Source organism: uncultured Sneathiella sp., from assembly GCF_963973085.1.
Classification (GTDB): domain Bacteria; phylum Pseudomonadota; class Alphaproteobacteria; order Sneathiellales; family Sneathiellaceae; genus Sneathiella.
Genome location: NZ_CAXAXA010000004.1, coordinates 107,138 through 119,658 on the forward strand (window position 1 = coordinate 107,138; position 12,521 = coordinate 119,658).

The 12,521-nt window shown below is 53.2% G+C and carries 12 protein-coding genes; 7 read left to right on the top strand and 5 right to left on the bottom strand.

Annotated elements, in window-relative coordinates:
- From AACZ19_RS11195 to meaB, 3 genes are all read right to left on the bottom strand, one after another.
- The gene (locus AACZ19_RS11195) at positions 1–768 is read right to left on the bottom strand and encodes a dienelactone hydrolase family protein (protein WP_339633939.1); all 768 of its coding nucleotides are present in this window, start codon (positions 766–768) and stop codon (positions 1–3) included.
- A gap of 139 nt (positions 769–907) precedes the next feature.
- Positions 908–1,195 carry a 50S ribosomal protein L28 gene (gene rpmB / locus AACZ19_RS11200; protein ID WP_339633941.1) on the bottom strand — a complete coding sequence of 96 codons (288 nt, stop codon included), beginning with the start codon at positions 1,193–1,195 and terminating at the stop codon, positions 908–910.
- 110 nt (positions 1,196–1,305) lie between these two features.
- Positions 1,306–2,307: a methylmalonyl Co-A mutase-associated GTPase MeaB gene (meaB, locus tag AACZ19_RS11205; protein ID WP_339633943.1), complete on the bottom strand. Its 1,002-nt coding sequence runs from the start codon at positions 2,305–2,307 to the stop codon at positions 1,306–1,308.
- A 102-nt stretch (positions 2,308–2,409) separates the two neighbouring features.
- Between meaB and AACZ19_RS11210 the strand changes: the two genes are divergently transcribed.
- Together AACZ19_RS11210 and cdd are read left to right on the top strand one after the other, a co-directional pair.
- A complete protein-coding gene (locus AACZ19_RS11210; RefSeq protein WP_339633945.1) occupies positions 2,410–3,414 on the top strand; it encodes a proline racemase family protein in 1,005 nt (334 codons plus the stop codon).
- 21 nt (positions 3,415–3,435) lie between these two features.
- Positions 3,436–3,834, top strand: coding sequence for a cytidine deaminase (gene cdd, locus AACZ19_RS11215; protein WP_339633947.1), 399 nt, complete (start codon positions 3,436–3,438; stop codon positions 3,832–3,834).
- 10 nt (positions 3,835–3,844) lie between these two features.
- Here the strand turns inward: cdd and AACZ19_RS11220 are convergent, their stop codons facing one another.
- The gene (locus AACZ19_RS11220) at positions 3,845–4,879 is read right to left on the bottom strand and encodes a histone deacetylase family protein (protein ID WP_339633949.1); all 1,035 of its coding nucleotides are present in this window, start codon (positions 4,877–4,879) and stop codon (positions 3,845–3,847) included.
- Between the two features lie 62 nt (positions 4,880–4,941).
- Positions 4,942–7,092: a methylmalonyl-CoA mutase gene (gene scpA, locus AACZ19_RS11225; RefSeq protein WP_339633951.1), complete on the bottom strand. Its 2,151-nt coding sequence runs from the start codon at positions 7,090–7,092 to the stop codon at positions 4,942–4,944.
- 333 nt (positions 7,093–7,425) lie between these two features.
- Here scpA and AACZ19_RS11230 point away from each other — a divergent pair, with 333 nt between their 5' ends.
- From AACZ19_RS11230 to AACZ19_RS11250, 5 genes are all read left to right on the top strand, one after another.
- Positions 7,426–10,335, top strand: coding sequence for a helicase-related protein (locus AACZ19_RS11230; RefSeq protein WP_339633953.1), 2,910 nt, complete (start codon positions 7,426–7,428; stop codon positions 10,333–10,335).
- 3 nt (positions 10,336–10,338) lie between these two features.
- The gene (locus tag AACZ19_RS11235; RefSeq protein WP_339633955.1) at positions 10,339–10,749 is read left to right on the top strand and encodes an RNA-binding S4 domain-containing protein; all 411 of its coding nucleotides are present in this window, start codon (positions 10,339–10,341) and stop codon (positions 10,747–10,749) included.
- A gap of 28 nt (positions 10,750–10,777) precedes the next feature.
- Positions 10,778–11,266 (top strand): hypothetical protein, encoded by a 489-nt coding sequence (locus AACZ19_RS11240; RefSeq protein ID WP_339633957.1) that lies wholly within the window; start codon positions 10,778–10,780, stop codon positions 11,264–11,266.
- Between the two features lie 26 nt (positions 11,267–11,292).
- Positions 11,293–11,982: a fumarylacetoacetate hydrolase family protein gene (locus tag AACZ19_RS11245; protein WP_339633959.1), complete on the top strand. Its 690-nt coding sequence runs from the start codon at positions 11,293–11,295 to the stop codon at positions 11,980–11,982.
- 120 nt (positions 11,983–12,102) lie between these two features.
- Positions 12,103–12,462, top strand: a complete 360-nt coding sequence (locus AACZ19_RS11250) for a hypothetical protein (RefSeq protein ID WP_339633961.1) — start codon at positions 12,103–12,105, stop codon at positions 12,460–12,462.
- Positions 12,463–12,521 lie beyond the last annotated feature (59 nt).

Here is a 12,521-nt window from a genome sequence, read left to right on the forward strand (position 1 = left end):
CTAACTTTTCAGATTTGTTTTGAAGAACTCGAGGCTGCGTGACCAGGCAAGTTGCGCGTCCTCCTGATCATATCGCGCACCTGATGGGTTCGCGAATGCATGGTCTGCGTCATACCAGAAGATTTCTGGTGCGGGCTGCCCGGCGGCCTTCATCTGCTCTACAAAACCATCGACCATTTCCTTATTGATCCATTTGTCCTTCTCGGCAAAATGTCCCATGACCGGACCTTTCAACTCCTTGAGCTGGGCCGCATCACGGGCGACGCTGCCATAATAGACAATCGTCGCCTCTGTTGGTGCGGCGATGGAGGCATTCAACGCCCAGCCGCCCCCGAAACACCAACCCACGGTGCCAAGATTATCAGTGGTTTTCTCGTTCTCGCGTGTCCAGGAAATCCATTTCTCAAGTGTTTCCGTGGCGGTTTCGGGTTTGACCGCTTTCATATGCTGTCCGGCCTCATCCGCGTTAGAGGCGACCTTTCCTTCATAAAGGTCTACAGCAACAGCGACATACCCTTCCCGGGCAAGTTCGGCGGCTACGGCCTTAATCTGATCATTCAGGCCCCACCATTCATGAATGAGAAGGACGGCTGGCGCAGGCGTCACTTCGGGATAGATGACAGCGGCCGTGACGGACTGCCCGCCATCCAGTTTCAAGTTTACATCTTCCGTCATTTCGGCGGCAGCCCGCGCAAGTAACGGATCGGCCAGAATGGCGGCAAGCGGCAACGTCGCCACCCCCTTCATAATATCACGACGTGCATACATATTATTTTCCCCTGTTGAATTTGATAGGTCGCTGATCCCTGATTAAGATAGGACACTGTATATGCGAGGCAACTTCAATAAAAAACGGATGAGAATTTCTTCTCATCCGTTTCGAAAATTTCTTACTCTGTCGCTCAGATTAGGCGGAAGCAGCTGCCTTCTGAATATCCCGCTTTACACGGCGAGCCTGCAGCGAGAGAGATGTATCCCGTGATTTCAACAGGAACTTGTCCAGACCGCCATTATGCTCAACAGAGCGCAGCGCCGCAGCCGACACTTTCATATTAAAGGAACGACCGAGAGATTCGGACATCAAACGAACTTCCTGCACATTCGGCAAAAACCGGCGGCGGGTTCTGTTCTTGGCGTGGCTGACATTGTTTCCTGCCTGAACGCCTTTTCCTGTCAATTCGCAACGACGTGCCATCGTGAACCTCTTTAACCAAAAAATAGAGAGCCGGCGCGTAAACGCCGGACGTGAGGACGCTATTTAAGGAATGGCGTCGCGTTCGTCAAGCTTATTAGGCAGTAAGCGCGCTATTTTCCCAAAAAGATCGCGAGGAGCTGTTCCGCAGCACTCGCAGGGGCAATTCGCGCCGCTTTGACGTCCGCCTCGATACGCGGGAGTACCTCCGCAACTTTCTCATGGGATTTAAATCGGGTCATCAGGGAATCGCCAAGTTCCGACCACATCCAGGAGACCGCCTGCTCGCGTCGCTGTTCAGTGAGTTCGTCGTCAATCTCACGGGCTGTCCGATATCGGCCGATTGCCTCCCAAAGATTATCAATGCCGGTTTTGTCGATTGCGGAGATTTGCAAAACCTCCGCTTGCCAATGCTTGCTCTTGGGTCGCATCAGACCGATTGCGCCTTTATACTCAGCAGCAGCGCGAGTTGCCGCAGCTTTTAGATCGCCGTCAGCCTTATTGATGACGATCAGGTCCGCAAGCTCCATTACCCCGCGTTTTATCCCTTGCAGTTCATCTCCGCCTGCGGGCGCAAGCAGAAGCAGGAACACATCCACCATCTCTGCGACAGTCGTCTCCGATTGTCCGACCCCGACAGTTTCCACAAGAATGACATCGAAACCCGCCGCCTCTGCGAGCAGCATTCCTTCTCGTGTACGCCGCGCGACACCGCCCAGCGACCCTCCCGACGGTGACGGCCGGATAAAGGCGTTGGGATCACGCACCAATTCTTCCATGCGTGTCTTGTCACCAAGGATTGAGCCCCCGCTTCGTTGCGAGGAGGGATCGACGGTAAGAACGGCAACCTTGTGCCCGGCCCCCGTCAACAATTTACCAAAGGCTTCGATAAAAGTGGATTTGCCGACCCCTGGCGTCCCGGATATCCCGATTCTCACGGAATTTCCGGTTCTTGGTAGCACAAGGTTCAAGAGTTCCTGCGCGGTTTCCCGATGGTCCGGGCGAAGCGATTCCACAAGGGTGATCGCTCGCGCTAAGGCTCGCCGATCTCCCTGGTCCAGCATTTCGGCCAAGCCATTAGCATCCGTCGGAATTTTTTGTGCCGTTTCTTTCATAACCTTGGGTATGGAAAAATACCGCGGCTTCGTCAAGTCAATTGAAAGGGCTATCACAAATATCAGCTTGACCTTATTCTATATTCCAGAGATGGAAATAATATGATCAGCAGCATTCAGACAATCGAAATGCACACCGGCGGAGAGCCACTTCGAATTATCACGGGCGGCGTTCCCGTGCCGGAGGGTCGGACCCTGCTTGAAAAGCGCGCATTTTTACGTGACCAGGCCGATCAATACCGCCGCTTCCTTATGTTTGAACCACGCGGTCACAAAGACATGTACGGCGCTTTACTAGTGCCGCCAGATCATCCGGACGCCGACCTTGCCGTCATCTTCATACACAATGAAGGCTACAGCACCATGTGCGGACACGCGATTATGGCACTGGGCCGCTATGCCCTTGATTTCGGACTTGTCGTCAAGGGGCCGGAGGAAACAACTGTCAAAATACAATGCCCCTGCGGCCTCGTGACTGCCAATGTGGACACACACGAAGGAATTACAGGACGGGTAAGCTTTGAGAGTGTGCCTGCGTTCGCCTATAAGCTGGGGCAATTTGTTGAAACGAGAGAATATGGCCCGGTCGAAGTGGATATCGGATATGGCGGAGCATTCTACGGCATCCTGAACGCGGCGAGCCTCGGCCTCGACGTTCTGAACTCAAAAACGCGCGACCTCGCCGCCGCCGCGACAATTGTCTCAACGGCGATTAAGGAGCAAATCAAAATCACCCACCCGGAAGAGCCGGATCTTGGTTATCTTTATGGCACGATCTTAACAGACGGTGAACTCGGCAATGAGGGAAAACCCAGCGCCAATATCTGTGTTTTCGCCGATGAACAGGTCGATCGAAGCCCAACGGGGTCCGGCGTGACAGCACGGATGGCAATTGCCTCAGCTCGTAAAGCTATTGGGACGGGGGAAATTTGCCAGTTTGAAAGTGTAACCGGTGCCGTTTTTACCGGGCAGCTAAAGAGTACTTCCAAGCTTGGGCCTTTCAATGCGGTGACGGTTGAAGTCGCAGGGCATTCCTATTATACCGGCTCGGCAGAATTTACATTTGAAGACGGGGACCCGCTTGGCGGCGGGTTCCTGCTAGATTGAACACGGGAATGGAGCGACTTCATGGATAATATCGATCTTGCATCGGAGGCTGTCAAAGCGATGGCAAATTCCTATTCCCCCTATTCCCAATTCAAGGTGGGGGCGGCAATTCTGACTGAGGCGGGGAATATCTATTCCGGCTGCAATGTCGAGAATATCTCTTTTGGCCTCACCATCTGTGCGGAACGCAATGCCATTGTTCAGGCTGTGGCGGCGGAAGGTCCGGGAATGAAACTGAAAGAAGTTGTTGTCACCAATCATAACGAGGAGGGAGTTTCCGGGGCCTGCTCTCCCTGCGGCGCCTGCCGACAGTTTATGATAGAGTTCTCGGATCAAGACACCAAAGTGACTTATCCCGGTGAAAACGGGAATGTGGAGACAACGGCGGAAAAACTGCTGCCAAACAGCTTCCGTTTCTGACGTCCGCTATTTACCGCGCTTCTTCAAAGCCGGAAATGAAACTCGTAATGTTCGCCCCGAGGAACTCACGATTGTACCCGCCTTCCTGCACCAGCACCGTCGGCATTCTGAGACGAGCAATCCGGTCAGCGATCTGACCAAATCCTTTGGTGGTTATAGAAAGACCGATCAACGGATCACCCTCAAACGCATCAAGCCCAAGCGCAACAAAAAGAACGTCCGGCGCATAGGCGCGCAGGGCCGCCAATCCCTCCTCCAGTCTCGTCAGGAATGTCGCATCATTGCTTTGCTTTTCAAGTGGCAAGTTCAGGTTAAACCCCTCCCCCCGGGCATTACCGCGTTCATGAGCGTAGCCGGAAAAAAAGGGATAGAAATCGGTGGGATCACAATGGGTAGAGACGGTTAAGACATCATCCCGGTCATAGAAAATACCCTGCGTCCCGTTGCCGTGATGTACATCGATATCAAGGATCGCGACGCGGTTTACGGTCCGGCGGGCAAACTGCGCGGCAATGGCTATATTATTGAGGAAACAAAATCCACCCGCCTGATCCTTAAAAGCGTGATGACCCGGCGGACGGCAAAGCGCATACGCGGAACTATTCACGGTAAGGTCTCTGATTACAAAATCTGTCGCGGTTAGCGCCACATTATTCGAGGCAATGGCCGCCTCCCATGTCTGCTGACCGATTGGCGCGGATAAATCAGTCGTATAATGCCCGACTTCGCCAACAATACCACTTGGCATTGAGGACATATTGCGTCCCGGATGAATATTCGGAAGAACTTCTTCACTTCCCATCCCGGCGGCATGCCAGCGGGTGTGGATCGTCTCAAGAAACTGAAGGTACCCTGGCGTATGAATCGCTGCCCGCGGGCTTGGACCAAAATTATCCGGCGCGACGATTTCATGCCCAGCATCTTTGAGTCCGTTGACCAGCGCTTCCGCTCGGCCCGGCACTTCCTGCGGTTCATGAAAAGCCCCGGATTTGAAGTATGTCTTTGGGTCATGCTTGACATGATCCGGACTGTAAACGATTTTCATGGCTTATCTTTCTGCCCTGTATGCTGTTTTACAACATCATACCGTGACAGACCGGGCCAAGGTCAAGCCGCCTTTCGTTTCTTGCGGATAAGTTCCAGCACCTCTGCCGCTGCCTTCGGAATATTGGTGCCGGGACCATATATCGCTGAGACGCCCGCTTTATACAGGGCATCATAGTCCTGGGCCGGAATAACGCCGCCGCAGACGACTAGGATATCTTCTGCGCCCTGCCTCTTGAGTTCGTCGATAATTTGCGGAACGAGAGTATTGTGCCCGGCTGCCTGCGATGAAATGCCAATAACATGAACGTCGCTTTCGATTGCGTCCTGCGCTGCTTCGGCCGGTGTCTGGAACAACGGACCGACATCAACGTCGAAACCGATATCCGCAAAGGCCGTTGCAATAACCTTGGCGCCGCGATCATGACCATCTTGACCGAGTTTTACCACCAGCATACGCGGACGGCGGCCCTCTTCGCGGGCAAAGGCATCAATGTCATCACTGATTTTCATAAACCCTTCATCTCCCTCATAAGCCGCACCATACACACCGGAAATAGACCGTATCTCGGCACGATGGCGCGTGAAAACCTTTTCCATTGCATCGGAGATTTCCCCGACCGTGGCCCGCGCCCGCGCTGCATTGACGCAAAGCTCCAGCAAATTGGCATTGCCTTCCGCACCTTTGGTCAGCGCTTCCAGCGCAGCGTCACATGCGGCTGTATCGCGAGTACTTCGGATTTTCTCCAGCCTTGCGACCTGTTGGCGCAAAACTTCCGTGTTGTCCACATTGAGAATTTCGATATTGCTGTCGTCTTTCTCGGTCCGGTATTTGTTTACACCGACGATAACTTCTTCGCCGCGATCGATACGCGCCTGACGGCGGGCAGCAGATTCTTCAATCCGGAGCTTCGGCATTCCACTTTCGACGGCCTTGGTCATGCCGCCCAATTCCTCGACTTCCTCAATCAACTTCCAGGCTTCCGCAGCAATTGAGTTGGTCAGGCTTTCGACATAATAGCTGCCGCCAAGAGGATCAATGACATTCGGGACACCCGTTTCCTCGGCAAGGATGAGCTGCGTGTTCCGGGCGATGCGGGCGGAGAAATCAGTCGGCAGAGCAATCGCCTCGTCCAGCGCATTGGTATGAAGGCTTTGCGTCCCCCCCAGAACAGCCGCCATCGCTTCATAGGCTGTTCGGATAACATTGTTATAGGGATCCTGCTCGGTCAGGCTCACACCGGATGTCTGGCAATGGGTCCGCAGCATCAGGGAGCTTTTATTCTGCGGGTCGAACTCGCTGATCATTTTCGCCCAGATCATGCGCGCCGCACGCAACTTCGCAATTTCCATAAAGAAATTCATGCCGATGGCAAAAAAGAAGCTAAGCCGCGGGGCGAACTCGTCAATCTTGAGCCCGCTTGCCAATGCCGCGCGGGCATACTCCAGCCCATCCGCCAGCGTGAATGCCAGCTCCTGAACCTGCGTCGCACCCGCTTCCTGCATATGATAGCCGGAGATGGAAATCGAGTTAAAGCGCGGCATATTGGCGGAGGTATAACCAATGATATCACCGATGATCCGCATGCTGGGGGCTGGTGGGTAGATGTAGGTGTTGCGAACCATGAATTCCTTGAGGATGTCATTCTGGATCGTGCCGGCCAGCTTGTCCGGCGTCACCCCCTGCTCTTCCGCTGCAACAATGTAGTTCGCGAGGATCGGTAGGACGGCACCGTTCATGGTCATGGAAACGGACATTTCATCCAGCGGGATGCCGTCGAACAGAATTTTCATATCCTCAACACTGTCAATCGCCACGCCAGCCTTGCCGACATCACCAACAACGCGCGGATGATCCGAATCATAACCGCGATGCGTGGCGAGATCAAAGGCAACAGAGAGGCCTTTTTGCCCGGCAGCTAGATTTCGACGATAGAAAGCATTTGACTCTTCAGCGGTGGAAAAACCCGCATATTGACGAATTGTCCAGGGGCGGTTGGCATACATGCTGGCGCGCACACCCCGTTTGAACGGCGCCATACCCGGCATGTCTTCAGCCAGTTCCATGCCTTCCAGATCAGAGGCAGTATAGAGCGGTTTGACGGTAATACCTTCGGGGGTTTCCCAATTCAACTCTTCAAGCTTACGCCCCCGAAGTTCTTTCTCCGCCAGCTTTTCCCAGTCCTGCAATGTCTGTTTTGGAAAGTCGCTCATCTTTTTCTGTTCCCTCAAATCCCGCAGATAAAGCCGCCGCGCTGTAGACTGCGGCCCAAATTTACCGGGAGCTATATCACATATTCACGAAATCACCAAACGAGCGTTAGCTTTAGCGCCCGCTCGCCGCATAGTACTGCTTCAATCAGTAATACTCTTGCATTCAATAATGCGAATTTATGTGCGGATGGCGAGATATTTTTGTCATACTCCCTACATATAAAGGATATAACCGCCCATGGCCGCGTCGAGATTTTCCTGTCCTTGTGAAGTTGCCTGAGTATAGAATAAAGCAGAGGGATCAAATCCCTCCCCGATCAAATTAGGTTAGAGATGCACCCCAACTCCAGCAATTCCCCTCACAATCGTACCGGTCAGATCACGGCAATCCTCGGTCCCACAAATACAGGAAAGACCCATCTTGCTGTTGAGCGAATGATGGGATACTCGGATGGAATCATCGGCCTGCCGCTGAGGTTGCTTGCCCGCGAAATATATGAACGGATTGTCTCGGTCAAAGGGGCGGCGAATGTCGCTTTGGTCACGGGGGAAGAGAAAATAATTCCGCCGCAAGCCGCCTATTTCGTTTGTACGGTAGAGGCCATGCCGCTTGACCGGGGATTCGACTTCCTCGCCATCGACGAGATTCAGCTCGCCGAGGATCAGGAGCGCGGACATATTTTTACAGATCGCCTGCTTTATGCGCGGGGACGTCAGGAAACGTTGTTTCTTGGTGCGGAAACCATTCGCCCCTGGATAAGGCGCCTGATACCCGACGCGTCCTTCGTCTCTCGTCCGCGGTTTTCAAAGCTAACTTATCGGGGCCCGAAGAAAATTTCACGGCTGCGGCCCCGGACGGCCATCGTCGCCTTTTCTTCAAACGATGTATATGCCATCGCCGAAATGGTACGGCGTCAACGGGGCGGCGCCGCCGTTGTCATGGGAAGCCTGTCCCCCCGCACCCGCAATGCCCAGGTTGAGCTGTATCAATCCGGAGACGTTGATTATCTCGTCGCCACCGACGCGATCGGCATGGGTTTGAATATGGACATTGACCATGTCGCTTTCGCTGGAACGGTCAAATTCGATGGCGCGCTGTCCCGGCGTCTGCGTCCGCCAGAGTTTGCACAAATTGCCGGTCGGGCCGGACGACATATGAACAATGGCAGTTTCGGAACAACGGCAAATGTCGAACCACTTGAAGATGAGCTAATTGAGAAAATCGAAAACCACGAGTTTGAACCGGTCCGGCATATTCGCTGGCGCAATCTCGATCTGAATTATACGACCACACGGGACCTGCTGCGTTCTTTGGAAAAGCAATCCAACATCGAGGGCATGGTATCGCCACGTGACCCTGATGATTACAAGGCTTTCAAGATGTTGATCCGGGATGAGGAAGTACGTCATCATTCACAATCCTCGGCCAAGGTTCGTCAGTTATGGCAGGTCTGCCAAGTACCGGATTTTCGCAAAACTATGCATGATGTGCATGTCCGACTCCTGCGGCAGATCTTTCTGCATCTCCAGGAAAAAGGGGGGAAACTACCGACGGACTGGATTGCGAAGCACCTCAAAAGCCTGGAGAAAACGGACGGCGATATTGATACACTTGCAACACGTATTGCTCATACGCGCACTTGGACGTATATTTCCCATGTTTCCGATTGGGTGGATGATTATAAATACTGGCAGGAAACCGCGCGCAGCATAGAAGATAAACTGTCTGACGCTCTTCATGAGCGACTGACTCAACGATTTGTAGACCGACGCACTGCCATGCTGGTGCGAAAACTGAAAGACCGAAGTCAATTGGAAGCACAGATAAGCGAAGCAGGCGATGTCCATGTTGAAGGCCATTTCCTCGGCACCCTGAAGGGGTTGAAGTTTAACGCAGATACAAGCCTTAACAGCACAGAGGCAAGAACTCTCCGGAATATCGGCAACAAGGCAGTTGCGGCGGAAATCGCGGCACGTGCGGCACGTCTGGCGGCAGCGCCAGATACCGAAATTTCCCTGGATGAAGAAGGCAGGCTTATCTGGCAGGAAACGCCTGTCGCGACTTTGGTAAAAGGAGAAGCTATCCTGAGGCCCCGGGTTCAGCTCCTTGCCAGTGAACAGCTGAACGGCACGTCTCAGGATGCGGTAACCAAACGTCTGGGTGACTGGATGTCCGCGCAGATCGAGACACGGCTGAAACCCCTTGTTCAACTTGAAACCCTCCCTCTCACAGGCGCCGCCCGCGGCATTGCCTTTCAGGTCAGCGAGAATCTTGGGGCGATGCCCCGTTATAAGCTGAGCGATCAGATACGACTTTTAGACAAGAAGGATTATGGCCGTCTCAAGTTCGGCGGCATTCGCGTCGGGTATGAACATGCTTTTATGCCGATCCTGCTCAAGCCTGACCCAACGGCGCTTAGGTGTCAGCTCTGGGCCATATATCAGGAACGCTCCGAAATTCCGCCTGCACCGCCGGCGGGCCGGGTCTCTTTCGAGATAGATGGAAAGCTGCCCTGGACATATTATCTCGTGGCGGGATATGCGGTATATGACAAGCTGGCCGTAAGGCTCGATATGCTGGATCGACTAGCCGGAATGCTCAGACGCGCCTCCCGTGGGCTTTTGGAAACGGCCGAACCGGCAAAGCCCGCAGAGCAAACTAGCGCTACGCCGGAAACGGCTGCGTCCGAAGAAAAATCGGCAGGGAAGGCAAAGCCTGATGAAGCAGATACAGGTAACGTAGGCGCGGCCGAAACGGCTTTGGAGACGGAAAACGAGTCTTCGAGCCCGGCTGAAGCGCCTCAGGCTGAAAGCGAACAGGCCACTTCTACGCCCGACGTTCCGACGGAGGCACCCGCAGTGACGGCCCCGGAGGAGAGCGAAAAGGCTGTCGCCACGCCAAATGCATCTGTAAAAAAAGATTTGCCCCGTAACCTCCCGTTCAAACCAACCCATGAGATGTTGTCGCTCGTCGGAACGACACGTGAGCAATTTGCCTTGATACTGGACAGGCTGGGATATGTGGCGGAAGGCGACGGCGAAGACCTGACCTATCGCAAAAAGTCTTTCAAAAAGAAACCACGAAACCAAAAACCTGCGCCGCGCGACACATCGCCACGCCGGGCAAAGGGCGGGCAGAAGCCCAAAGGCGCCAAGCCGCAACCGAAACGCCCGCCGCCAAAGGAGAAGGCGATCGACCCCGATTCACCTTTTGCCATCCTGAAAACACTTGGCAAAAAGTAACGAATGAGCGACGAGACAAATGCGGCGAGTGCCGGTATTCGTGTCGATAAATGGTTATGGTATGCGCGCTTTTTCAAGAGCCGCTCTCTTGCCGCGAAACTTGTTCAGTCACGAAAGCTGCGTATTAACAGCCTTGTCACGACGAAAGCCAGCGCGACTGTGAAAGCCGAAGATGTCCTGACTTTTGCTCAAGGCCGCAATATCCGTGTGGTCCGGATTGTCAATATCGGCACGCGCCGCGGCCCGGCCTCTGAGGCGCAGGCACTGTATGAGGACCTTGCACCGTTGCAATCAAAGGAGAGCAAAACCGATCCAGCTAGCATGGCAGTTGCAAAAAGAGAGGCGGGGGCGGGGCGGCCAACAAAAGCCGATAGACGAGCGCTTGACAAATTACGCGCAAAGTCTGAGGAATGAGGCAACTCTTTTCTTAAAGGATTATCCTGTGGCCGCAGCAAAGCAAATTGATCAATATATCACCGCGTGGGAAACAGATGACACGGCATATTTTAAAGTCGGGCGTATCTTTCTGGAAGAAACACGAGACGCTAAGAAGCTTGAAGCTGCCGCGAAAAAGGCGGCGCGCGGAATAGAGGCCGAAGTCATGTATGCGTGGGATCTCGGTACTCCCAAATCAAATGCTTGGTGGCTCGGCTGGGGCGGCTATGACCTGGAGGAGGATATTCCCTTTTTCGCCACAATGGCCAAGGCGGAAGTGCAGGAAAAAATCAATTCATTCGATCCAAAAGACAATGAATTTGAATGCAAATCGGTCGACGAGTATAAAGAGATGCTGTTCAACGCCTATGACGAAGACTTGACTGCGGCGGAGCTTGTTCGCGGTTTTGAAGACTGGGTACGCTCTCTCGATCCTGCAGCGCAAAAGACCTTTTTCAAAGATTTGCAGAGCTGGCGCAACAATGGCGAAGAATAGTAGCGATCATCAGGAAAGAAAGCCCTATGGCATTTGTCATTGACCCGATTAAAACACCCTCCGTCGCCGTCGTTAAGACCGACCTTCGTTTTCCCGTACGACGCATATTTTGTGTTGGGCGAAACTATGCGGAACATACGCGCGAAATGGGCGGCGATCCGGACCGCGAACTTCCTTTCTTCTTCACGAAGCCCGCCGATGCCGTTGTCGATAGTGGTACCGAGATTTCCTACCCAAAGCTCACCAAAGACCTGCACCATGAGGTCGAACTGGTCATCGCTATCGGAAAGTCCGGCGAGAACATCCCGAAGGAGAAGGCACGAGAGCATATTTTCGGATACGCCGTCGGCATCGACCTGACCCGCCGCGACTTGCAAAACATTGCCAAAGAAAAGGGCCGCCCCTGGGACAGTGGGAAGGCGTTTGATCAATCCGCCCCATGCGCTGCAATAACGCCGATCAGCGACATCACAGATATTGAGCAGGAGAGTATCTCGCTCTCCGTGAATGGCGAAATCCGGCAATCGGGAACAATTTCTGATCTGATCTGGTCGATTGACGAAGTTATCTCAATCCTGTCAGGATCCTTCTCCCTGGCAGCCGGCGATCTAATATATACCGGAACGCCCGCCGGTGTCGGCCCGCTTGTTCTCGGAGATCACATCATCGGGGAAATCACCGGGCTGGCCCCTATAGATATCCGTTTAACCGACTAATACTTGGTTAGTTCATACGAAAACCGTTGACTAGCAGATATAGTACGATACATGAAATTTATATATTGACCGTTTTCTGTAGCGGAATAACCCAACAATAGCCAATATGCAGGTGGTAAGATGCAATATATTCAAAAGCTGGCAATTTGCGGCGTAACTTTTTTTGCCGTCTCATCTTGTACAGGAGATAAGGACTATCTACCTGCCAGCATCGCCGCCTATGGCCCGGAAGATTGCAAGCCGGTTGTCGAGCAGGCAATAGACAGGGCCAAGATTAACCGAAGCAATATTTCTAAAATCGAGTATCTGACCTATTATATTTCAGAGAGCGAGGCTGGCGAAGAATATAATTATCAGGGCTGGCTGAGCTTCAATAATTGCAAGGGCAATTATGTCGTCGATATGAACAAGCTTTGCCAGATTGAAACGACATATCCCCGCGGCAATTGCAGGATGGAAGATATCATTGCGCAGAAATAGGCAGCAACATTGACAGATCTAATGCACGCCAATTGACCGATTCGAGTTAACCATAACTC

Bases quoted from the DNA above. Each gene is read 5' to 3' on its own strand.
- rpmB (WP_339633941.1), bottom strand. From the start codon at position 1,195: ATGGCACGTCGTTGCGAATTGACAGGAAAAGGCGTTCAGGCAGGAAAC.
- meaB (WP_339633943.1), bottom strand. From the start codon at position 2,307: ATGAAAGAAACGGCACAAAAAATTCCGACGGATGCTAATGGCTTGGCC.
- AACZ19_RS11245 (WP_339633959.1), top strand. From the start codon at position 11,293: ATGGCATTTGTCATTGACCCGATTAAAACACCCTCCGTCGCCGTCGTT.
- AACZ19_RS11230 (WP_339633953.1), top strand. From the start codon at position 7,426: ATGCACCCCAACTCCAGCAATTCCCCTCACAATCGTACCGGTCAGATC.
- AACZ19_RS11235 (WP_339633955.1), top strand. From the start codon at position 10,339: ATGAGCGACGAGACAAATGCGGCGAGTGCCGGTATTCGTGTCGATAAA.
- scpA (WP_339633951.1), bottom strand. From the start codon at position 7,092: ATGAGCGACTTTCCAAAACAGACATTGCAGGACTGGGAAAAGCTGGCG.
- AACZ19_RS11195 (WP_339633939.1), bottom strand. From the start codon at position 768: ATGTATGCACGTCGTGATATTATGAAGGGGGTGGCGACGTTGCCGCTT.
- AACZ19_RS11220 (WP_339633949.1), bottom strand. From the start codon at position 4,879: ATGAAAATCGTTTACAGTCCGGATCATGTCAAGCATGACCCAAAGACA.
- AACZ19_RS11210 (WP_339633945.1), top strand. From the start codon at position 2,410: ATGATCAGCAGCATTCAGACAATCGAAATGCACACCGGCGGAGAGCCA.
- cdd (WP_339633947.1), top strand. From the start codon at position 3,436: ATGGATAATATCGATCTTGCATCGGAGGCTGTCAAAGCGATGGCAAAT.
- AACZ19_RS11250 (WP_339633961.1), top strand. From the start codon at position 12,103: ATGCAATATATTCAAAAGCTGGCAATTTGCGGCGTAACTTTTTTTGCC.